The 21,314-nt window shown below is 35.0% G+C and carries 24 protein-coding genes; 10 read left to right on the plus strand and 14 right to left on the minus strand.

Features of this window, described 5'->3' with window-relative positions; all coding sequences use genetic code 11:
• Positions 1-71: 71 nt before the first annotated feature.
• The 5 genes from MKX57_RS12515 to MKX57_RS12535 form a co-directional block, all read right to left on the minus strand.
• Complete coding sequence (locus MKX57_RS12515; protein WP_089987205.1) at positions 72-638, minus strand: GNAT family N-acetyltransferase; 567 nt, start codon at positions 636-638, stop codon at positions 72-74.
• Between the two features lie 326 nt (positions 639-964).
• On the minus strand, positions 965-1,120 hold the full coding sequence (locus tag MKX57_RS12520; protein WP_239354662.1) for a transcriptional regulator: 156 nt from the start codon (positions 1,118-1,120) through the stop codon (positions 965-967).
• A gap of 54 nt (positions 1,121-1,174) precedes the next feature.
• The gene (locus tag MKX57_RS12525; protein ID WP_090002680.1) at positions 1,175-1,660 is read right to left on the minus strand and encodes a DUF2975 domain-containing protein; all 486 of its coding nucleotides are present in this window, start codon (positions 1,658-1,660) and stop codon (positions 1,175-1,177) included.
• 465 nt (positions 1,661-2,125) lie between these two features.
• Positions 2,126-4,741, minus strand: coding sequence for a heavy metal translocating P-type ATPase (locus tag MKX57_RS12530; protein ID WP_342529388.1), 2,616 nt, complete (start codon positions 4,739-4,741; stop codon positions 2,126-2,128).
• Positions 4,742-4,751: 10 nt separating this feature from the next.
• The gene (locus MKX57_RS12535; protein ID WP_089987177.1) at positions 4,752-5,072 is read right to left on the minus strand and encodes a metalloregulator ArsR/SmtB family transcription factor; all 321 of its coding nucleotides are present in this window, start codon (positions 5,070-5,072) and stop codon (positions 4,752-4,754) included.
• 289 nt (positions 5,073-5,361) lie between these two features.
• Here MKX57_RS12535 and MKX57_RS12540 point away from each other — a divergent pair, with 289 nt between their 5' ends.
• The 4 genes from MKX57_RS12540 to MKX57_RS12555 are packed head-to-tail and all read left to right on the plus strand — an operon-like array spanning position 5,362 to position 7,855.
• A complete protein-coding gene (locus tag MKX57_RS12540) occupies positions 5,362-6,039 on the plus strand; it encodes a DsbA family protein (RefSeq protein ID WP_089987178.1) in 678 nt (225 codons plus the stop codon).
• Positions 6,032-6,475, plus strand: a complete 444-nt coding sequence (locus MKX57_RS12545) for a disulfide oxidoreductase (protein ID WP_089987179.1) — start codon at positions 6,032-6,034, stop codon at positions 6,473-6,475. The genes MKX57_RS12540 and MKX57_RS12545 overlap by 8 nt, the downstream gene beginning before the upstream one ends.
• Positions 6,476-6,478: 3 nt before the next feature.
• On the plus strand, positions 6,479-7,189 hold the full coding sequence (locus tag MKX57_RS12550; RefSeq protein ID WP_089987180.1) for a cytochrome c biogenesis protein CcdA: 711 nt from the start codon (positions 6,479-6,481) through the stop codon (positions 7,187-7,189).
• 45 nt (positions 7,190-7,234) lie between these two features.
• Complete coding sequence (locus tag MKX57_RS12555; protein WP_239354664.1) at positions 7,235-7,855, plus strand: class I SAM-dependent methyltransferase; 621 nt, start codon at positions 7,235-7,237, stop codon at positions 7,853-7,855.
• Positions 7,856-8,080: 225 nt separating this feature from the next.
• Here the strand turns inward: MKX57_RS12555 and MKX57_RS12560 are convergent, their stop codons facing one another.
• The 3 genes from MKX57_RS12560 to MKX57_RS12570 all read right to left on the minus strand — a co-directional run bounded on the left by MKX57_RS12560 (position 8,081) and on the right by MKX57_RS12570 (position 9,342).
• A complete protein-coding gene (locus MKX57_RS12560; RefSeq protein ID WP_089987182.1) occupies positions 8,081-8,377 on the minus strand; it encodes a hypothetical protein in 297 nt (98 codons plus the stop codon).
• Positions 8,378-8,882: 505 nt separating this feature from the next.
• Positions 8,883-9,113, minus strand: coding sequence for a hypothetical protein (locus MKX57_RS12565; RefSeq protein ID WP_239354666.1), 231 nt, complete (start codon positions 9,111-9,113; stop codon positions 8,883-8,885).
• A gap of 82 nt (positions 9,114-9,195) precedes the next feature.
• On the minus strand, positions 9,196-9,342 hold the full coding sequence (locus tag MKX57_RS12570; protein ID WP_239354762.1) for a MerR family DNA-binding transcriptional regulator: 147 nt from the start codon (positions 9,340-9,342) through the stop codon (positions 9,196-9,198).
• 333 nt (positions 9,343-9,675) lie between these two features.
• Between MKX57_RS12570 and MKX57_RS12575 the strand changes: the two genes are divergently transcribed.
• Positions 9,676-11,385, plus strand: a complete 1,710-nt coding sequence (locus MKX57_RS12575) for a methyl-accepting chemotaxis protein (protein WP_239354668.1) — start codon at positions 9,676-9,678, stop codon at positions 11,383-11,385.
• Between the two features lie 338 nt (positions 11,386-11,723).
• On the opposite strand, the gene MKX57_RS12580 is transcribed toward MKX57_RS12575, so the two are convergent.
• The 6 genes from MKX57_RS12580 to MKX57_RS12605 form a co-directional block, all read right to left on the minus strand.
• Positions 11,724-12,149, minus strand: coding sequence for a YfmQ family protein (locus tag MKX57_RS12580; RefSeq protein WP_008181333.1), 426 nt, complete (start codon positions 12,147-12,149; stop codon positions 11,724-11,726).
• Positions 12,150-12,498: 349 nt separating this feature from the next.
• Positions 12,499-12,996: a DinB family protein gene (locus tag MKX57_RS12585; RefSeq protein ID WP_008181330.1), complete on the minus strand. Its 498-nt coding sequence runs from the start codon at positions 12,994-12,996 to the stop codon at positions 12,499-12,501.
• A 208-nt stretch (positions 12,997-13,204) separates the two neighbouring features.
• Positions 13,205-13,852 carry a type A chloramphenicol O-acetyltransferase gene (catA, locus tag MKX57_RS12590; RefSeq protein WP_008181328.1) on the minus strand — a complete coding sequence of 216 codons (648 nt, stop codon included), beginning with the start codon at positions 13,850-13,852 and terminating at the stop codon, positions 13,205-13,207.
• A 188-nt stretch (positions 13,853-14,040) separates the two neighbouring features.
• On the minus strand, positions 14,041-15,039 hold the full coding sequence (locus MKX57_RS12595) for an NADP-dependent oxidoreductase (RefSeq protein ID WP_342529405.1): 999 nt from the start codon (positions 15,037-15,039) through the stop codon (positions 14,041-14,043).
• Between the two features lie 37 nt (positions 15,040-15,076).
• On the minus strand, positions 15,077-15,421 hold the full coding sequence (locus MKX57_RS12600; protein ID WP_089987186.1) for a metalloregulator ArsR/SmtB family transcription factor: 345 nt from the start codon (positions 15,419-15,421) through the stop codon (positions 15,077-15,079).
• 175 nt (positions 15,422-15,596) lie between these two features.
• Complete coding sequence (locus tag MKX57_RS12605; protein ID WP_008181322.1) at positions 15,597-16,193, minus strand: SCO family protein; 597 nt, start codon at positions 16,191-16,193, stop codon at positions 15,597-15,599.
• 584 nt (positions 16,194-16,777) lie between these two features.
• Here MKX57_RS12605 and MKX57_RS12610 point away from each other — a divergent pair.
• The 5 genes from MKX57_RS12610 (at position 16,778) to MKX57_RS12630 (ending at position 21,309) form a co-directional block, all read left to right on the plus strand.
• Positions 16,778-17,113 (plus strand): DUF485 domain-containing protein, encoded by a 336-nt coding sequence (locus MKX57_RS12610; protein WP_089987187.1) that lies wholly within the window; start codon positions 16,778-16,780, stop codon positions 17,111-17,113.
• Complete coding sequence (locus tag MKX57_RS12615; protein WP_089987188.1) at positions 17,114-18,667, plus strand: cation acetate symporter; 1,554 nt, start codon at positions 17,114-17,116, stop codon at positions 18,665-18,667.
• 481 nt (positions 18,668-19,148) lie between these two features.
• Positions 19,149-19,487, plus strand: coding sequence for a DUF485 domain-containing protein (locus MKX57_RS12620; protein ID WP_025116302.1), 339 nt, complete (start codon positions 19,149-19,151; stop codon positions 19,485-19,487).
• Positions 19,488-19,495: 8 nt separating this feature from the next.
• Positions 19,496-21,040, plus strand: a complete 1,545-nt coding sequence (locus MKX57_RS12625; RefSeq protein WP_043990796.1) for a sodium/solute symporter — start codon at positions 19,496-19,498, stop codon at positions 21,038-21,040.
• A gap of 92 nt (positions 21,041-21,132) precedes the next feature.
• Complete coding sequence (locus tag MKX57_RS12630; RefSeq protein WP_164908714.1) at positions 21,133-21,309, plus strand: hypothetical protein; 177 nt, start codon at positions 21,133-21,135, stop codon at positions 21,307-21,309.
• Positions 21,310-21,314 lie beyond the last annotated feature (5 nt).

The raw sequence follows: 21,314 nt of genomic DNA on the forward strand, positions 1-21,314 counted from the left end.
TTTTGTCAATATAAATTTTCTTCATACCCCATTTAAATTGCAAATGATATTTTTCGATACAATTCACCAATTTAATTTATTTTGGAATAAATACAAGTGTCAGTCAGCTTGCTGCCATCTGCGGATAGATCTTCATTCCTTAATATACCTTCCAACATAAAACCAAGCTTTTCCGGAATAAAACGACTTTTAAAGTTTGTTGAATCACATCTTATTTCAATTCTCTTACATTCGAGGTGATTTAATCCGAAGTTCACTAACTCCTTTACCGCTTCCGTCATATAGCCATTACCGCTATATTTGGTATTAATCCAGTATCCTATTTCACATTTAGGAATACTCCAGTCAATCCCATGAAGGCTCGCAGTTCCAATAAGGTCCTTGCCGCCACTTTTATCAAAAATAAGAAAACGAAAGCTTTCTCTTTTTAAAAAATTTATATGAGCATCCCTTAACAAGATTTCTGTTTCTTCAACTGTAGGGAGTTGTTGGAAAAGTGACAACCATTCTTTTAATTCAGTAAAGGAATCTTTAATGGCCTGGTTCACCATTTCTCCGTCTCCAGTTAGAAGCGGTGCACGAAGAATTAACCTTTCTGCTTCTAATTGTAAAGGAATATCTAAAAACAAAGGGTTCATTTGATTTGCCCCAATCCTTGATTTTTTTAGAATAATAAACAACTACATCAAACTCTTCGATTATGGTGATCCTACCTGTTCGCATTAATGGGAGATCCCGCCCCAGCATTATTCCCCCTCCCCACCTACCGAAGTTTTCTTATCATCATAGCCATATGTACATTTCGTATTGATTAATAAAGTATTTTATCCAAAGGAATAGGTTTAGTCAACGACTATTGTTCGACACTATTTGGCCATTTAGATGATCAAAGAAAGACGCTTTCCTCACTATAGAAATGCGTCCGATTGCTGAAAAATGACTGTTCCAAAACCTATTCCCTTTATTAATTGTCTTCTTCACCTTTGTACGCCAAAATATCAAGTGGCTGGCAACCCAAAGTCTTGCTTCTAATGCGAACCGCTTTTGCTTCCCCATTTTTTACAATAGAAAGATTTTCATATTCTTTCCAACCTTTTTTGGAAAGCTCCGTTAAGTTCATTTTTCATTTTGCTCACATCATATCAATACTCATAATAATTGCTATATATCCACCTCAAACGGTCCAATCATTTTCTGATTTTATAAGAATGGCTTCCTGTAGAAGCCGTTGGAGGATAGAAGCAAAAACAGCAATCATCAACGAAGCGAAAATAATGATGAGCACCATTATACCAATAGGAGGGTCAACTTTTCTTGCTATAAAATGAAAGATTGGCATACCTAAAGCATACAGCCCGCTGATTATAATCGCGCAACACTTGATGTTCTTTAATGACTTTACAGATAACTCAGAGAAAGTAATGTCCTCGTCAATATACTTTAAAAGCTTAATAGCCTGATAGAGAGCAAAGAAAAAAGGCATAGCCGCTCCATACATTACGATGAAAATAAGAGATGTCATTGGAGAAAAATTTGGATACAAGCTTGATGCGAAATTAGCTATATGGGGCACTAAAAATATACATAAAGCGAGAATTGCAATCCCAGCGAGAAAAATAATTACCTTTAAGAAAGTCGTTGAACCTCGTTTAACATTCATTTGAAGCACCTCACTTATTTAATAACATAATAAATTTACCACAAAATTTATTGATTAGCGATAAAATTACATTGATTAAAATTATATTTTTATTGTTTTATTTGTATACTTTTTTAAATTTAACATTCGTTAAAATAGTCATAATAAAAACTCGACCCAAAACTAATGGATCGAGTTAAGTTTGACTTCCATCTATTCGATTTTTACTTCTGGATATTTTTGTTTATGGGTGGAGATGTTGAGAGCAGCTTGCATTTCTTTATGAATCGAAGAATGAGGCTTGGTGTTTCACCGTGAATTTCTATAAGCGATAATTAACTGTTCCTTCTATTTCCTACTCCTATTATTTAGTCTATAGATTGGGCGAAGGCATACTTCAACTCAATATTGGTCAATCAGGTATTTCTGGATTTTCGTTTGCCAACATGATAAAGACACCAAAGTAAATTCTTTGGTGTCTTTATATTACTTAGTTTTTAGTAATCGAAGTGAATTTAAAATAACAATCAACGCGGCCCCAGTGTCACTTAATACGGCAAGCCATAGCGTTAGCCATCCAGGGAATATCAACATTAGCGCAATAACCTTAATGATAATTGAAAAGATAATATTTTGTTTTATAATCATTAAAGCTTTTTTACTGAGTTTGATTGTATGTGGTAACTTATCAAGGTTATCAGCCATTAATACAATATCTGCCGTTTCCAAGGCTGTATCAGTACCTGCGCCCCCCATTGCAATGCCCAAATGTGCAGTTGCAAGAGCTGGGGCATCATTTATACCGTCTCCTACCATAGCGACTGTGTAGCCTTCATTTTGGAGCCTTTGAATGGCATTCACTTTATCTTCTGGTAATAAATTAGCGAAGTAACGACCAACATTGGCTTCTGCAGCAATCATTTTAGCAGCTCCATCATTATCTCCCGTTAACATGACAGTTTGATTAACACCTTGTTGCATCACTAAATTTAAAGTTGAAACCGTTGACGATCGAATCATATCTGATACTGAAACTAAACCTAATATCTCTTTTTCTGTACCAATAATAACCACTGTTTTCCCGTGATCTTGCATTTCATGGATACGTTGGATTAATTTATTTAAAGAAACACCAAGCTCCTCGAAAAGCTTCACATTTCCTGCATAATAAATTGTATCCCCAATTTTTGCTTGAACACCCTTCCCGACAATATTTTTGAAATCTGTCCCGATTTTTTTCTCAATATTGTGGTCCACTACATAATTTGTAATGGCTTTAGCAATAGGATGCGTGGAATATTCTTCTAACGTTAGTGCTAGTGATAGAAATTCTACTTCAGCTATCTCTTCCACTTGAACATCCGATACAGTAGGTTTGCCTTCTGTTAATGTTCCTGTTTTATCAAATGCAACGGCATCGATCTTGCCGGCAATCTCAAGAAATGTCCCGCCTTTGATAAGAACGCCATTTTTAGCTGCGTTCCCAATAGCTGAAACTATGGCGACTGGTGTTGATATAACTAATGCGCATGGACAAGCAACGACCAATAACTCAAGACCTTTATAAAACCACTCGCCGGCTGTTCCAAAGCCAAGTATGGGTGGAATAATAATCAATGCTAATGCAGAGATAAATACTATAGGTGTATAGATGCTTGCAAATTTATCAACAAATGCTTCTGTCGGTGCTTTTTTCTCTTGTGCTTCCTCTACCAGATGAATTATTTTAGCGATAGTAGTATCTGCAACTAGTTTTGTTACTTTTACTTCCAATGTACCATGTTCATTAATTGTACCCGCATAAACAATATCTCCAATTTGTTTATCTACTGGAATAGATTCACCCGTTATAGGTGCTTGATTAATACTTGACTCTCCCATTAGTATTTCACCATCTAATGGGATTTTTTCTCCTGGTTTAATAACAATGATTTGGCCAAGTATAATTTCTTCAACAGGTTTCTTTTCAATTGCTGTACCTACTTTAACCCAAGCTTTTGGTGGAGCTAAGTCCATTAAATTTGAGATTGAATCTCGAGTGCGTTCGATTGATTTTGTTTGTAGGTAAGTGCCAATAGCAAACAACCAAACAACCGTCGCGCCTTCAAGCCATTCTCCTATCACCATTGCACCTATTGCTGCACCAGACATTAGAACATTCATATCGAGCGCTCGGCTCTTAACTGCATAAAATGCACTTCGTACTGGTTTATATCCACTAATAATTAGTGCAATCCCATAAAAAAGATTAATTAGCCATTCAGGAAGAGCTGTATATGATCCAATAAACCCTAATACTATTAAAACTCCTGAAAAGATGATGACGTTGTTTTCAGTTTTCGATTGCTTTTGTTTTGTGTTTGAGGATTTATTTTCTACAAGAGTAGCTTTAAATCCAATTTTTGAGACTTCAGAAATAATTTCATCTGAAGTTCCATCGTGTTCAACTTTCATTTTTCCAGTAGAAAAGTTGACGTTTACATTTGAAACTGTTGGTATACTCATTAAATGCTTTTCAATACTTTTCGCACAGCTACTACAATCCATGCCACCTACATCATACGTTTTTAAATGATTATTTTGTAGGATGGGTTCTGCCTTAAATCCTAGTTTTTTTACAGTACGTTCAATAGGCAATAATGCTTCTGAATTATCCGCTCTTACCTGCATTTTTGCAGTACTGAAATTCACTTGAACTGTACGAATATCTGGGAGAGTAACTAACCCTTTCTCTATGGTTTTCGCACATGCTGCACAATCCATTCCGAAAATCCGATACGACATTTGACAATGAACAAGTTCTATTTGGTTTGAGTTACTATGATTTGCTGAAATATCTTCAAGTGAAATAGATGTCTGTCTCGATTCTTCACTACAGCTTGAGTTGTTACTGTTATTAGTAGTTTTTAATGTTGATGTTGTTGATGATGTGGAAGAGCAGCAACTCTTACCTATTTGCTCATCATTAACATTTTGATTTGACTCACAGCAACTTTTATCTATCTGCTCATCATTAACATTTTGATTTGACTCACAGCAACTCTCTTCTATCTGCTTATCATTATCATTATGACTATTTGAACTACAGCATTTATCGGCCATATCAATCCCTCTAATCTAAATGATTTGCACAGCATGCAACATCAGAGTAAACATCTTCTAAAACTGTATCAAACATTTCAAGAAGTTCGCGAATACGCTCATTTCTCAAACTATAGTAGCAATACTTCCCTTCATTTCGGCCAACAATTATGCCACAGCCTTTTAAACAGGCTAAATGTTGTGAAATGTTAGACTGATTGCCCTTTAGTTCTTCAACAATTTGAGAAACGGTCTTTTCCTTCTCTTTAATACAATCTAATATTTGAAGTCTTACTTTATTGGAAAATCCATGAATTAATTTAATTTTTATATCTAAAGAATTATCTGTCACAAAATCTCCTCCAATTCATATTAGACTTTGCTAATATGTTTTGTTATTATCATATTCGATATCACTAATATGTGTGTCCATCATATTAGCACTTACTAATATGTCTGTCAAAATTTTTCAATAATCAGTTTATTGGAGGTGTGAATGTTAAAAACACTCTTATTAATGCATTAAACCGTTAAGTGAAAGCGGATACATCAACTAGGATTTTAACATCTAATAAGTGATTAAGAGGCTAGCACAACATACTATCAAATATTCAAAAAACAAAAAAATGAGGTTATGTAACATGAAAAATAAAGGCGCAAAAATCGCTGTTATCCTAACGCTACTTGTTTTTGTATTCGTAGCTTGGATTGTTGTATTAAATCAAAAGAATGATCCTGTTCCAGAGAAAGCTCCTACTGGGCCACCGTCTATAGAAGGTCAACCACTTTTAGGGGAATCAAATGCTCCAGTAACAATAGTTGAATTCGGTGATTTCAAATGTCCGGCATGTAAGGCTTGGGGAGATACCGTCTTTCCTAAATTAGTAGATGAATATATTACAAGTGGAGATGTGAATTTTGCCTACGTTAATGTTCCATTCCATGGGCAAGAATCTATTTTAGCTGCTTTGGCAGCCGAATCTGTTTATCAACAAGACCCAAATGTGTATTGGGATTTCCATAAAACGCTCTTCTCCTCCCAACCAGAAACAGCAAAGCATGATGAATTATGGGTAACAACAGAAAAGTTATTAGAGCTTACCAGCACTATGCCATCCATTTCACCTGAAAAATTAACACAGGACTTGGAACAAGAACAGACAATGCCACAAGTGGAAACAGATACTACTTTATATAAAAAGCACGGAGTCGGGGTTACACCAACGATTATCATTGGCGATACAAAAATTAGTGATCCATTTGATTATGCAGAAATTCAAAAAATCATCAAAGAAGAATTGAGTGCTCCAAATGAATAAAGTGATAAAAGGAAATTCTAAAGACATTTATCTACTTTACTTTGCTTGGCTAGTCTCATTAGTTGCTACTTTTGGTAGCTTATACTTTAGTGAAATTAGAGAGTTTATCCCTTGTGAAAAGTGTTGGTATCAAAGGATCTTCATGTATCCGCTTGTTTTTATTTTGGGAATTGCGATGTTTCAACGTGATGTAACCGCGAGAAAATTTGTTTTACCTCTTTCCATTATTGGAGGCTGTATATCTCTTATACACTATCTTGAACAGAAAATCCCTGGATTTGGGGGATTTAAACCATGTGTAAGTGGTGTACCATGTAATATCCAATATATTAATTGGTTTGGGTTTGTAACGATCCCCTTCCTTGCATTAACGGCCTTTACGCTCATAACTATTAGCATGATAGCTATGTCCAGAGCCAAACGAGAGGTGGAGTGATCTTTGCAAAATGAGATTAATTTATTACTAGTCTTCGGAGCAGGATTATTATCTTTTCTATCCCCTTGCTCATTACCGTTATATCCCGCGTTTCTTTCATATATAACAGGTGTATCGTTAAATGAATTAAAAGAAAACAAAGGGATTTTAAGTAGACATGCAATAAAAAACACACTTTTATTCTTATTTGGTTTTTCTATGATTTTTCTAGCTCTTGGTCTCTCCACTTCGTTTATAGGGACATTCTTTATCCAATATAAAGATTTATTGAGACAAATCGGTGCCATCATTATGGTATTCTTTGGGCTAATAAGCGTTGGCATCCTAAAGTTAGATTTTCTACTCTCTGAAAAGAAATACCAGTTTAAAAACCGACCAAGTGGTTACATAGGTTCGATTTTAATAGGGATAGGATTCGCTGCCGGCTGGACACCTTGTACGGGTCCTATATTAGCTGGTGTAATGGCTTTAGGGCTATCAAACCCTGATAAAGGCTTAATATACATGCTCATTTATGTACTTGGTTTTTCAATTCCATTTCTATTGATGTCGCTATTTATAGGCAAATTGCGTTTTTTCCAAAGAAGAAGCCATCAATTTAAGATCATTGGCGGATGGATTATGATTTTAATGGGCGTTTTATTATATTTTGACATGATGACGAAAATTATTGCATGGGTTACACCTATTTTTGGAGGCTTTACAGGTTTTTAAGAGTTTATATGCTTTAATTTTACTGTTGAAAGATGGGATGACAAATTGAATAATACATGGAACAAGATAATTTACAAACTGGGCTCTTCCTTCTACGATAAATTTTTTAACACAGGTATTTTTTTAAAAACTAGAAAGAGGATTTTTCAAGAAGTACCTTTTAAAAACAAACAAAAAATATTGTATGTGGGCATTGGTACTGGAGCGGATTTAGAATTAATTGATTACGCTAAATATGATATTACAGCCATTGATTATTCTCCTGACATGCTAAATAAAGCTAAAAATAAATTCAAGAACTCTACAATTCATTTTTTAGAAATGGATGCTCAAAAAATGACGTTTGAAGATGAAACCTTTGACTATATTGTAGCTAGCTTAATTCTTTCGGTCGTTCCTGATGGGAGTAAGTGTTTTGGAGAGATGATCAGAGTTTTAAAAAAGGATGGAAAAATTCTAGTTTTTGATAAATTTGCTCCTAAAAATCAAAAAATCACATTCACAAAAAAGCTATTACGCCCATTTATCAGCTTGTTAGGAACCGATATTGGTAGGAATTTTGAAGAGCTCATTAATCAAAACAAACATCGGATAAAAATAGAAAAAGATCATCCTGTAATGCTAAATGGCATGTATCGATATATTGAAGTAAGTAGAGTATCTTAGCTACTACTAAATAGGAATAGTTGCCTTAAACATGCACCCTAGAAAATTAATAGTAACAATGCGTACACTAATATTAGTTACAATTAAATATCTTATGTAAACTGAATGCAATAAATTAAATGCACCAATACATGCCCAATGATTATGTATTGGTGCTCCCGTCAGCAATTAAAAGTATTATTAATATTCATCAATCAACTAAGTTTTCTTTCTTCTATAATATCTCTAACATTCAAAATGGCACCTACTGCTAATGCTGAAATAAGAAATCCAAAGAAATCCGTTTATATTAATTTTTCCTTTAATAACAGCAGGAAGAGTTAAAGTCTCGTCCAAATAATCCTTTAACGAAACCATAATTGGTGCACAATTCTCTCCTACACCAATTATCAGGGATAAATCTTTTGGCGAATAGACAACTGTATGTAATGATGTAGTACATCCCATCGGTGGAAAAGAAACATCATATCCGCTATAAAACTTCACGATAAGGTCTAACTCCATCTCTAGCCCATTGGCCATACCTTTAAGTTCCTCTAAAATACCTGGTAAACAGTCTTTAGTACTTCCTGAGCCTTTGTTGAATTAGAATTAGTACTTAACGTTTGAAGCAAATTAAATTGTTCTAACAACATGGATGTTTTAATTTTTTTACTTTGTTTCAATCCTATATTAGGATAGCTACCTTTTAACTCTACAACGCTTACTATCAACTCTTCCCTGTCTCATACTCCTCTCCTTACAATTTGAGTAACTGACATTAACAAATCTAATTCAGTAAAATCCACACCATGACACCACTCCAGGATTGAAGACGTTGGTGTCCATTCATTTTCGGAAGCATAGTGTAATAATTTGTTGTAACCAATTTGAATTGTTGAGATGGAATCTTGGTAAGACATTGCAATGCAGATGCATTGCGGTATGTGTTCTATAAAGGCTGTTTCTGATCAAGTATTTATTTCTAAATCAATTGGGATACCAAAACCAATTTGTGCTTTAATAAATTCATTACCAGATACTTATTTCAGTAACAATTTTTAATAGGAATTTTTATATTTTTTATTTCATTCCCTCTACGCAAAAAGTGTTCTTTAAATTTTCCTACTTTAGATTCTGCATTATACCAAATAATTTGTTCTGCACTTTTTTCTGTTAGATAAATCTCCCTACTTATAGAATCACTTTCTAAATAGCGTAGGCTGACCGTTAAAAAGTCCTTTTTCTTGTTAATATTATTAATCCAATTCTCCATCATCTGCTTTTGTTTTGCTTCATCGTTTTCTGTTAAATAAACTTTTATAACTTTTTGGTATATCAGCTAAACGTAAACTTGAAATCTACTTTACTGTCGCGATTTGATCATTGGAATATATCCGATAACCATTTGTGCTTCTCTCTCGTGGTAAAAGTAAATTCTTTGCTTCATAATACCTTAATGCACTTTTAAAAATACCAGTTTTTTCAGAAAAAAGCTGTATATTCATGAATTCAGTCAAATTACCATCTACCTAAGTCTAATGTTAAACCTTAAAGTAACTTGAATGTAAAGATAAATTTCTCGGAAAAAATGACTCCCCCCAACCAGCTAGTCAATTCAAGGAAAAGGATTAATTATGTAAGCTTCATTAACCTATAGTACGGAAAATGAACTGCGAACAAAAGATATAAAGAGCTACCAACTAAGGGCAAGTTTTCAAAATTTTAGAATTTATAACCTAAAGTAATAATTTTTTTCCAAATAATATTGATTAACCATAACTAAAGAACTATAATTAATTAAAAAGTTGAGATAGTTAAAAAGAAGGGGGTAAGTATCTATGAGTCAACAGCTGAAAAATGGTAAGGTCAGAAAAGGAAGTTTAAAAAATCGCATTATCGGATTTACACTTTTACTGTTTATTTCGGTTATCAGCATTAGTTCCTATTTGAATATTAGTACAGTTAAAGAAAATGTTTCAGATGCGCTATTAGAAAAGAGTATCCAGCAAGTCGATGAAATTGCACGTCAAGCGGAGTATATTTTACTTTCTACATCTAATCCTACAGTGGAATTGCAAAATTTTGTTGAAAACAAGGCTAAGCAAAGTGGGATAGCTTATGCAGTAGTCATTGATAAAAACGTTACGGCAATTGCTCATAGTGATCAAGAGAAAATAGGTAAAAACTATGAAGATGACCCCTACTCAGTAGATGGAGCAAAAAATGGGAAAACTATGACGAGTAGATTTTATGCGGATGTTCAGAAAAGTTGGACGTTCGATATAATGGTACCCATTTACATAGATAATAAGCTTTACGGTTCTATGGATGTTGGCATTTTTGAGGGCGATATCACAAAGGTCACGAATGAAATTTTATTCAAGGAAATTATTACAGTTAGTGCTGGCTGTTTAATAATCATTTTACTAATGATTATTATTTTAAATAAAATGTTTAAGCCTTTGTTGTTAGCAGTTGATAAATGCAATGAAATGGAAAAAGGAGAATTCACTGAGTTAATCAATTTAAAATATACAAGTAGAAATGATGAAGTAGGCAAGCTTACACATGCATTAAATGAGATGCAGAATAATTTTGTTGATTTACTTAATGAAATCAGTCTAACTTCAAAAAAGGTAACTGCATCTTCTGAAGAACTTAAAGATGCTACTAGTATTTCTTTAGAGTCTTCGAAGGATTTATCATCCACTGTTGAAGACATCGCTAAGGGTGCAGTGGAACAGGCAAAAGATACCGAATATGGGACTACAAGTATTGGAGAGCTTGGAGTATTAATTGAAAATAATCAAGGTCATTTAGAAAATCTAAATAAATTTGTCGATGAAGTAAGCAATATAAAAGATGAGAGTTTACTCATATTAAAGGAACTTGTTGCTACAACAGAAGAAAATAATATGGCAGCAAATGAAATTTATACTATCATTCTCACGACTAACGAAAGCTCTGGGAAAATTCAAAATGCAAGTCAGATGATAAGAACTATTGCTGAACAGACGAATTTACTAGCCCTAAATGCGGCTATTGAGGCGTCTAGAGCTGGTGAAGCAGGAAAAGGATTTGCGGTGGTTGCGGACGAAATACGGAAATTGGCAGAACAATCCAATCAATTCACTAAGGAAATTGCCACAGTGATAGGAGATTTAACAGGAAAAACTGCACAAGCAGTTCAAACAATGCAAGAAGTGAATAATCTTGTCAATTCGCAAACAAAAAGTGTTGAAACTACAAATGGTAAATTCGAAGATGTTGCAGTTTCTATTGAAAAAATAAAAACGGTAATTGAGGATTTATATAACTTAGGCAATAATATGGGTGAAAAAAAGGACGAAGTAATAGATATTCTACAAAACTTATCTGCTATATCGGAAGAAAATGCAGCTGGTACGGAAGAAGCAGCCGCATATTTACAGAATCAAACAAACTCCATTTATGAAGTTGCCCATTCTAGTGAAGAATTAGCAAAGTTAGCTAATACAATGGAGGAAAATGTCTCTAAGTTTACTATTCAAACAAATTCAAAGCGATAATAAAAGCAAAGCTCAATTTCTCTAATTTATACAGAGAAATTGGGTTTTTTTCAAAAAAACAGCTTTTTATTCTACCTTAGCGCTACCTATCCGCTATACATAAGGTATATGTAAGAATGCAATAAAAGAAGACGATTTATTGTAAGAACCTTTGCATAAAAACTGAAAGATATTGTCTTGTACCTGTATCTTTTGGTTATTTTGTAATTCCTGCAAAAAGAAATAGTAAATTACTATACAAATGAGTTGAGAAATCAGATGTTCGTATAGAAGAGGGATTCTACACTGAAACCGCAGTTTGGACCGAATCCCTACTTTTCAAAAATTTAATTAGCTGTTTATATAGTGAACTTTTGTAGATTTTCTGAACTAAGGCTATATGAAATCACTTTCTCTTTACGCTTCTTGACTACATCCACATGATCATCGTAGGGAAAAATTAAGAAATCCACATCTTTTTTGCCACTTTTTAAGTTGATGACAAAGGGTGTAACACTCGTCTCAGGTTGTAAAAATAATTTTTCATTGCCCGGAAATATATAATATTTTTTCAAAAAGATAGCTTTATTAAAAAAATCTATAAATCTTATTTTTTCTCCCTCTTCTAAATTATATCCATTAAACGTAACCGTAACTTCCTTTGAGTCCAGTTCTTTGTGAAGCTCAAATTTATTTACTACCCATGCCACAGCTATACTTGGTGGGCTCATTAACAATTTAATAATAGATCCAATCACTATCGTAATGATCAATCCCGTTGTCATCTTATATCAACTCTTTCAGCCATTTTTCTTCATAGCTATTACTTTATTAATAATTTGATTTCTCATTAATATGTAATGTCGCTATATGGATGTTTGATCATCCGCCTTTCAATGATAAAGGATTTTAATTTTTTATCACCATCCAATTTAAAAATTTTTTTACCATCCACTTAGGATTAATACAATTTCATCAAAATAAAAGAAACGTCCAAAACGCCTTGTCCTTTATAAGACAATTAGCTTTGGTCGCTCCTTTTATACTAAGCATTTTCATGTAAGGTGGCAGACATTTGCTAAAATATGAGCCTTCAAACTATGTTTCTACCCTTTTCGAATGAAGAACCTTCGCTCATGAGGTTTGTTCGTCAGCAGAGGGACCGTACATGCCAGGGACGGGAATATCGAGAAGGCGCAAGTATACTCCGAGTTGCCCTCGGTGGTGGACCATATGGCTTAATCCGAAGGTACGGAATGCGAGTGCACGTGGCTCACGGCGAATAATATGGTCACCTTGACGCAATATCCATTCTTGACCTAGCATATTTTCGTCACATTCGGCAAGCATTTGTTCCAGCTTGTCAACGTTTCCGTCAAACTCATTTAGAATATCCGATTGTTTTTCTAAAGGTTCTCTTCTTAGCGGTACGGTTAAGAGATCAAACTCTGAGTATTGAAGTATAGCAATTTGCCAGTTCAGTATATTAATCAAATGTGTGGCTAGCCCACCGAGCGTCATCGACTTCTCGTGAGGTTTCCATGACAGATGCTCCTCAGGCAAACGTTCCAAAATACGACGTGTAGCGGTCAATTCATGCAATGTGTCACCGACGATTAGTTGTTTAATCATGATTTCTCTCCTCGCTTTTGGTTAGTTTACTATAAATTTCATTTGAATAGAAAGCCTCTCTAGTTACTAGACTGTTATAAATAAAACGGTGGTTTCAAAAACATAACATTGGTGTCTTCAGCTATGACGGACGCTTCCACCTTCTAATTACAAATAAACTGTTATGTCCCCAAAAAAGAAGCTGCAATCACAGCTCCTTTTATAAAAACTATAGCCATTCTGCACTATTATCAGCAAGTTTTTGCAGCTCATTCATAAAAATCCCTGCATGATAACCATCACAAACTGCATGATGAAACTGTAGCGAAATTGGTAAGCGATACTCCCCATTTATAGAAGCATATTGAGCACCCGTTATAATCGGTAATAGATAATCTCCACCATTATGAATGTTCAAATTAAATCCAGTGAAAGAACACCATGGTATCATGGAGATAGGAATATTATTTTCTGGTATAGGCATTTTGGGAAACATTCGATCTGTACCATTATATGTTTCTATATCTTGCTCATATTGCGTGTAGAATTCAGTAAATGTAGTGAAATTAGATGTCCAAACGCAAGAAAATGTGCATGACTGTTTATCAAAAATTGTGTATGAAGGCAACATTTCCTCCCAATACCCTAACTGCCCTTCTGCGTTAAAGTTAGTTCTGAATTCTTGATGTGCATTGACTATTTTAGTAATCATAAAAATAAACGCAGGATATAGTTTCAAATTCTTTTTCTTTAAATTCTCCATCAAAACAGTAATATTAATATCATTCGTTATACTGAATGATGTTTGTTGTTGCAAATAGTGTTCAAAATACTCTTTTCGTTGCCAATTCTCGCGGTCTATCAAATAAAATTTCATTTTTTCACGCCTCCTAAAATTTTGGCTGGTTTTAGGAGGCTATTTTCACTGCTTTCTTCATTAAATCATCCTTTTTTTCTAAATCGACCTAGAACTTATTTTACAGCAAAATTTTCCATATAAAAAGAAATTTATAAGTGAGCATTTGCTTTGCCAACATGGGATAACAACCTGAATCGCTTAGTCCATTACTTGATTTTGACTATGATTTTCCCCTTAGCCCTTCCAGACTCGGCATATTCCATTGCTTGTTGAGCTTCTTCAAATGAAAAAATTCTATCTATGACAGGTTTGATTTTACCCGATTCAATATAGTCCGCAATTATACGTAATTGCTCACCACTTGGCTTCATAAATAAAAATGAATAGTGAGCATCATGCTTCTTTTCAAGTGCAGTCAGTTTATAACTTGCTGCTGAAAACAATAATCTTTTAAAAAAACCTGAGCCATGCTCTTTCGCAAAGCGTGCATTCGGTAAGCCTGAAACTGAAACGATTTTTCCTCCACGTTTAATTATCTCAAAGGATTTTTCGAGTGACGTCCCTCCGAGTGTGTCGAAAACTGCATCATAATTTTCTAATAGCTCCTCAAACTTTTCTGTCTTATAGTTGATTACTTCATCAGCACCGAGCGTTGTTACTAGATTTGCCCCAGCTTCACTAGCAGTCGTTGCCACAGTTGCCCCCATTAATTTAGCTAATTGAATAGCAAAAGTACCGACACCACCAGACCCTGCATGAATCAATACTTTTTGTCCTGTTTGTAATTGCATGATGTCATGCAATGCTTGGTATGAAGTTAAGCCAACGAGTGGGATGGACGCTGCTTCCTCAAAACTTAAATTTTTAGGCTTTAACGCTATGTCATCCTCATGAATTGCAATAAATTCAGCAAAGGTGCCAATTTTGCTTTTACGTGGCCGTGCATATATTTCATCTCCTACTTTAAATCGACTTACCTTTGTACCAACCCTTACCACAACTCCTGAAAAATCATTTCCGAGGATTAGAGGCATTTCATACTTAATTAATAGTTTTACTTTCCCATCTCGTATTTTAAAATCGATCGGATTAATACTGGCCGCACGAATTTCTGCTAGAATTTCATATTCACCAATATTAGGTGTAGGCACTTCTGCTAAACGCATGGGAGCAGCGCCATATTTATCAATTACCATTGCTTTCATTGTTGATTCCTCCAATTCATGTCTGATACCAGTCGTTTCAATAATATTCCTTTAACAACGATTCAATATCTGTAACAAGTGTTTTTAGTAAACCTAATCTCGTACGTATATCTATATAATAAAAATTTTTTGTCCCTTCTTTACGCATTAAAATAACGCCAGCATCTCGTAAAATTTTAAGGTGGTGTGACACAGCAGGTCTAGAAAGATGTGTTTGCTCTGTGATTTCCCCAACACGCAAGCCTGTTTGACAATCTGTTGCCATTAGAACAAGTAAAATAGATTGACGTGTTTCATCACCAATTGCCAATAATACCTTTTGACAGTTCATAAAATTTTCTTTAATGATGTGTAGCTGTTCCTCTTTAGTCATTAAGTGAATACCTCCTTTAATTAGTTGAATAGTTTAAGTTATTGAACCGTTATGAATACAACAATATAATACAGGGCTATTCCGTGCAATATTGAGAAAGTAAATCGAGACGAATCAATTTTCGAAGCTCGTCTCTATACAACAAAAAAACACAGAAGTCACATGGACCTCTGTGTTACTTGAGTTACTTGCTTTCCTTAATAAGAGCCTTCATATCTCCAACGATTGTTTCAACTGGTACGTTTGTCGCGCCATCATAGTCTTTTACAACTGTGCCGTCTGCATTCACTAAATAATAGCTCGACATATGTATGACTTGGTCTGAGTTAGGATCATTCTTGACTAATGAATTGAATGATTTACGTGCAAATTGCTCGATAAATTTCTGCTGATAGCCTGTTAATAGCTGCCATTTACTTTCATCTACAACGTTATACGTTTTTAAGTAGTTTGTTAATACGTCTGGCTTATCCACTTCCGGATCTACACTAAATGCAACAATTTGATAATCCTCAAGACCTTCATCCTGTAAGGCCTGCTGTACTTCTGTCATATTAAATGTCATAGGCGGACAGATTGTCGTACAGTTTGTAAAAATAAACATGGCCAACCAAGGCTTGCCCTTTAAATTATCAAGGCTCACTTGTTCATTTTTTTGATTGGTTACATTAAAATCTTGAACCTCAATATTTAGAGATGGCTCAAACTTGTAACTTCCGCAAGCAGCTAAAATGCTACTGAATGCTAGTACTAAAACTAGCAGCATGCTTTTCTTTTTCATTTATTTTGCACACTTCCCTTCATTTCTTCACCTTATTTTATGCATTCTAGATTCCAAATACAAGATAATGAGCTTATCCAAGCGTTGCATTTTGTGTAAGTTGTGAACATTAACTATTTTTGGCATTACATCACTCTACTTCTCCCAAATGGCTCTCCTTTTTTTAAAAATTTTCAAAGCTTTTTTTTATCATTTTCTTTATTTCCCAAAGAAAAATTTCATTGTTATATAACAAACGATTCCACACTATTAATCAACACAGGATATTAATAGCAGAATAATAAAATACAGAAAATTCTCTTTTAAGTGATTATTTTCTCCCGCAGTCATTTTTATTAGCAGTAATCTATTTTAAGAATATTATATCAATAGAAATAAACACTCTCTTTCATACAATATTTTTCTAGTAAACCCTTAATATTTCTATGTTATTCCCATAAAAATGAAATGACTAAAAATTATAAAAACTCAAAAATTAGTATTGCATTATAAGAATATCCCCCATAAAATAAGTGAATATAACGGCGAACGAAAAAGAAATATGTCGTTTAAAACAGAAATATATAACTTTAGGGGGAATAATAATGGCGAATGTTTCTAGTGAAAAACAAGCACAACGCGTTGATTATCATGCAATTGAGGCAATGGAATCGTTCAATAGCTTTGTGAAAAGGAAAAACACCTTTCTTTTCTCGATTACAGCAGTGTTTCTTATTCTTTATATTTTGCTTCCGATCCTTGCATTCCAGCCTGTACTACAACAAAAAATCTTCGGAAATATTACAGGAGTTTGGGTTTACTCGGCTGGATTATTTGTGATGACCATCGTGCTCTGTACAGTATATGTAAAAAAAGCTGCTTCATTCGATAAAGCTGCAGCTGCTGTGCTCGCCGAGTATCATGCGAAAGGTGGTAACTAAATGAACATTGTATCCGTAGGTTTCTTTTTAGCTATTGTTGGTTTAACACTTGTTGTTACCTATATTGCAGCCAAGCGTACTTCCTCAGCAGCTGATTTTTATACAGCTGGCGGCGGATTAAAGGGGTGGCAAAATGGCTTTGCGATTGCTGGTGATTATTTATCAGCTGCAGCCTTTCTTGGGGTGTCTGGTGCGATTGCTTTAACTGGCTTTGATGGTTTCTTTTTCTCTGTGGGCTATGTTGTAGCCAACTTAGTTCTTCTATATATCATCGCTGAGCCTATGCGTAATTTAGGCCGCTATACACTTGCTGACATGTTAACGGCTCGTTTTAATGAAAAGCGAGTTCGTGGCGTGGCGGCATCAGGTACGATTATTATTGTCATTCTGTATATGATTGCACAGCTTGTAGGTGCAGGTGCATTGATAAAACTACTATTCGGCATTGAATATTGGATTGCCGTGTTAATTGTCGGTGTAATGATGACTACCTACGTATTATTCGGTGGCATGACAGCAACTTCTTGGGTACAAATTATAAAAGCTAGTTTACTATTATTCGGGACAGGCTTATTAGCTACATTAGTATTAGTGAAATTTGATTTCTCTCTAATGAAAATGTTTGACACCATTGCCGTCGATCATGGGGAGGAATTCCTTGTACCAGGAATTAAATACACAAGCACGATTGATTCCGTATCGATGATGATGGCCTTAGTTTTAGGAACATCAGGTTTACCACATATTTTAATGCGCTTCTTTACTGTAAAAGATGCCAAAACGGCTCGCTCGTCTATATCATGGACAACTTGGATTACAGCTATCTTCTTCTCATTAACAATATTTTTAGGCTTCGGTGCGTTAAATTTTGTAGGTTTAGATCAAATTTTAGCTGAAAGTAAGGCTGGTAACACAGCTGCCCCACTGCTGGCACATTATTTAGGTGGAGATGTGTTAATGGCCTTTATCGGTGCTGTAGCCTTTGCGACAATTTTAGCGGTTGTTTCTGGCTTAGTTTTAACGGGTGCATCCGCGATTTCACACGATATATATGGAGAAATTATTAAAGATGGAAAATTAACGGAAAAGCAACAGGTAGTAGCAGCACGGACAGGCTCTATCTCAATTGCAATTGTCTCCATTGTTTTAGCGCTGTTTGCACAAAGCTTAAACGTTTCGTTCCTAGTGTCATTTGCGTTTTGTATTGGTGCATCCGCGAATTTACCTGTCATTCTTTATACGATCTATTGGAAGAAGTTCAACTCTACTGGTGCTGTAGCAGCGATGCTAACAGGGTTAATTTCTTGTTTGATCTTAGGAGCGATGGGACCAAATGTATGGAGTCCTGTTGAAGGTGCAGCTATTTTTGTTGGTAAACCACTTGTACCACTAGCTGTTCCAGCCATTATTACCATTCCATTAGGCTTTATTGCAGGCTATTTGGGATCGGTCCTGTCATCTAGTAAAGTACCAACTGAAGAGGCTGAACGTATTTATAAAGAAATTCGTGTAAAAGCGAATACTGGTGTTTCTGTATCTGATATTTCTCACTAATTTTTATACACTGTATGCATAATGAATTGAAATTCAAAATATACAAAAAAATAGGCAAAAAATTCGATTTTCGGTCGAGTTTTTCGCCTTTTTTGTTATTCAACAACTAGCAAATTACTTATCGAACAATATTATTTGACTTCCAAAATACAGAAAAAAACCAATTTTCACTAAGGCAATAGTGTTTAAATATGGATAAAAAACCAAGGCATTTTTGTGGATTTATCATTCTTTTTTTGTCAAGAATCTAGATTTCTCTTTGCTTCATTTATTTATCTGAATATTCTAAAACCCTAGATGTTCTTGGTTTCGGAGGTTTTTTTCTCTTTCAGGACTATTTTCAGAAAAATTTTTTTTACATAATTTTTCTGAAATGTATTGCAATTTTGTGAACTCTTTCATAAAATGAGAATGTGAATTCACTAAACTAGCAAAATCAAGTCTTAAGGCAGAAAAAATATACACAAAATGGGGAATGTTAATGGCGAACAATCAAGCAAAAAAAGGTGTCGTGATTGACTATGATGCAATTGCAAACCAAGAATCGTTTAAGTCTCTTGTACGCAGAAAGAACTCTTTTCTTTGGTCTATGACTGCCATATTTTTATTGGCCTACATGTTGTTACCAATTCTGACATCGTACACAACAATTCTACACCAAAAGGCATTTGGGGAAATTACTTGGGTGTGGATTTATTCCGCAGGGCTATTCATCATGACATGGGGGTTATGTCATTTATATGTAGCTAAAGCAAACAACTTCGACAGAGAAGCAAAAGCGATTATCGCAGAATATGAGAACGGAGGTGGCCGCCGATGAATAACGGAATGAGTTTTACAGCCATATTCTTCTTCGTAGCCATTGTTGGTTTAACATTAGTTATCACATGGTGGGCATCTAAACGTACATCTTCTGCAAGTGACTTCTATACAGCTGGCGGGGGCTTAACAGGCTGGCAAAATGGACTAGCTATCGCAGGTGACTATTTATCAGCAGCCTCTTTCTTAGGGATTGCAGGTGCAGTAGCATTATTTGGATTTGACGGATTCTTCTTCTCTATTGGTTATTTAGTAGCTTACTTAGTGGTATTATACATCGTTGCTGAGCCATTACGTAACCTTGGAAAATTCACTTTAGCTGACATGATTACAGCTCGTTTCAATAACTCAAAAGTACGTGGAACAGCTGCTTTAAGCACGATTACAATTGTTTTATTCTACATGATTGCACAACTAGTTGGTGCAGGAGCACTTATTCAATTACTTTTAGGTATCGACTACTGGGTAGCTGTATTGATCGTAGGTTTCATGATGACAACCTACGTATTATTCGGTGGTATGACAGCGACCTCATGGGTTCAAATTATTAAAGCTTGTCTTTTAATGCTAGGTACAGTTATTATCTCATTCTTAGTATTAAAAGAGTTTGGCTTCAGTATTGCAACAATGTTCAAAGAAATGTCTACAGCGACAGATAGTGGCGCTGCTTATTTAAACCCAGGTCTAAAATATACAAATGGACTTGACACAATTTCCATGTTAATTGCATTAGTATTAGGTACTGCGGGTCTTCCACATATTTTAATGCGTTTCTTCACTGTAAAGGATGCAAAAACGGCTCGTTCATCTGTTATTTGGGCTACTTGGATTGTAGGTATCTTCTACGTTTTAACAATTTTCTTAGGTTTCGGTGCAGCAGCATTCGTTGGAAAAGAAGATATTATTGCGGCTAATGCTGCTGGTAATATGGCTGCCCCACTTCTTGCAGAAGCACTAGGTGGCGACATTCTATTCTCATTCGTTTGTGCGGTAGCATTCGCAACAATTTTAGCGGTAGTAGCAGGTCTTGTACTTTCAGGTGCCTCTGCCCTATCACATGATATTTATGGGCAAATCATTAAAAAGGGTAAAATTACTGAAAAAGAGCAAGTTCTTGCAGCACGTATCGGTTCGATTACAATCGCTATAATTTCCATTTTATTAGCACTTGGTGCACAAACTTTAAACGTTGCGTTCTTAGTATCTTTAGCATTCTGTATTGCAGGCTCTGCTAACCTTCCAGTTATTATTTACACAATCTATTGGAAACGCTTTAATACAGCTGGTGCTGTTACAGCGATGTTAACAGGTTTAATCTCTGCTTTAGTATTAGTAGCTATGTCACCAAACGTATGGAATCCAGTTGAAGGCAAGGCGATTTTCGTGGGTGATCCGTTAATTATGTTAACGAACCCTGCCCTAATCTCTGTACCGCTTGGTTTCCTTGGTGGTTTCATCGGCACATTACTTTCTAAAGAAACTGATGATGCAAAATATCGTGAAGTTGACGTTAAAGCAAACACAGGTATTTCTGTACAGGACGTATCTCACTAAATCTATGTCATAAACCTCGTAAGTTCTTGCTTACGAGGTTTTACTTTTTCTTTCATTTTCGTTACTATAATTGTTAAAAGGAGGGAATGAAAATGGCTCAATCTAGGGCGAAAAAGAAGCGAATGCAAATAAAAAGAACTGTTGGCAAGGATGTAGAGAAAAATCGCCAATCCAATTCCTTCAGTACACATGAACGCACCACCAAAACAAAGACAGAGAAATTGAAGCATGATTTTACTAAACATAAAAAGCAGTATACGGATAATTAGTTTGT

Source organism: Lysinibacillus sp. FSL M8-0216 (assembly GCF_038595555.1).
GTDB classification, from domain to species: domain Bacteria; phylum Bacillota; class Bacilli; order Bacillales_A; family Planococcaceae; genus Lysinibacillus; species Lysinibacillus fusiformis.

What these genes read in the sequence shown, in the direction of transcription:
- MKX57_RS12515 (WP_089987205.1), bottom strand. Translation starts at nt 638, where the DNA reads ATGAACCCTTTGTTTTTAGATATTCCTTTACAATTAGAAGCAGAAAGG.
- MKX57_RS12520 (WP_239354662.1), bottom strand. Translation starts at nt 1,120, where the DNA reads ATGAACTTAACGGAGCTTTCCAAAAAAGGTTGGAAAGAATATGAAAAT.
- MKX57_RS12525 (WP_090002680.1), bottom strand. Translation starts at nt 1,660, where the DNA reads ATGAATGTTAAACGAGGTTCAACGACTTTCTTAAAGGTAATTATTTTT.
- MKX57_RS12530 (WP_342529388.1), bottom strand. Translation starts at nt 4,741, where the DNA reads ATGGCCGATAAATGCTGTAGTTCAAATAGTCATAATGATAATGATAAG.
- MKX57_RS12540 (WP_089987178.1), top strand. Translation starts at nt 5,362, where the DNA reads ATGAAAAATAAAGGCGCAAAAATCGCTGTTATCCTAACGCTACTTGTT.
- MKX57_RS12545 (WP_089987179.1), top strand. Translation starts at nt 6,032, where the DNA reads ATGAATAAAGTGATAAAAGGAAATTCTAAAGACATTTATCTACTTTAC.
- MKX57_RS12560 (WP_089987182.1), bottom strand. Translation starts at nt 8,377, where the DNA reads ATGGCCAATGGGCTAGAGATGGAGTTAGACCTTATCGTGAAGTTTTAT.
- MKX57_RS12565 (WP_239354666.1), bottom strand. Translation starts at nt 9,113, where the DNA reads ATGATGGAGAATTGGATTAATAATATTAACAAGAAAAAGGACTTTTTA.
- MKX57_RS12570 (WP_239354762.1), bottom strand. Translation starts at nt 9,342, where the DNA reads ATGAATATACAGCTTTTTTCTGAAAAAACTGGTATTTTTAAAAGTGCA.
- MKX57_RS12575 (WP_239354668.1), top strand. Translation starts at nt 9,676, where the DNA reads ATGAGTCAACAGCTGAAAAATGGTAAGGTCAGAAAAGGAAGTTTAAAA.
- MKX57_RS12580 (WP_008181333.1), bottom strand. Translation starts at nt 12,149, where the DNA reads ATGACAACGGGATTGATCATTACGATAGTGATTGGATCTATTATTAAA.
- MKX57_RS12585 (WP_008181330.1), bottom strand. Translation starts at nt 12,996, where the DNA reads ATGATTAAACAACTAATCGTCGGTGACACATTGCATGAATTGACCGCT.
- catA (WP_008181328.1), bottom strand. Translation starts at nt 13,852, where the DNA reads ATGAAATTTTATTTGATAGACCGCGAGAATTGGCAACGAAAAGAGTAT.
- MKX57_RS12595 (WP_342529405.1), bottom strand. Translation starts at nt 15,039, where the DNA reads ATGAAAGCAATGGTAATTGATAAATATGGCGCTGCTCCCATGCGTTTA.
- MKX57_RS12605 (WP_008181322.1), bottom strand. Translation starts at nt 16,193, where the DNA reads ATGAAAAAGAAAAGCATGCTGCTAGTTTTAGTACTAGCATTCAGTAGC.
- MKX57_RS12610 (WP_089987187.1), top strand. Translation starts at nt 16,778, where the DNA reads ATGGCGAATGTTTCTAGTGAAAAACAAGCACAACGCGTTGATTATCAT.
- MKX57_RS12615 (WP_089987188.1), top strand. Translation starts at nt 17,114, where the DNA reads ATGAACATTGTATCCGTAGGTTTCTTTTTAGCTATTGTTGGTTTAACA.
- MKX57_RS12620 (WP_025116302.1), top strand. Translation starts at nt 19,149, where the DNA reads ATGGCGAACAATCAAGCAAAAAAAGGTGTCGTGATTGACTATGATGCA.
- MKX57_RS12625 (WP_043990796.1), top strand. Translation starts at nt 19,496, where the DNA reads ATGAGTTTTACAGCCATATTCTTCTTCGTAGCCATTGTTGGTTTAACA.
- MKX57_RS12630 (WP_164908714.1), top strand. Translation starts at nt 21,133, where the DNA reads ATGGCTCAATCTAGGGCGAAAAAGAAGCGAATGCAAATAAAAAGAACT.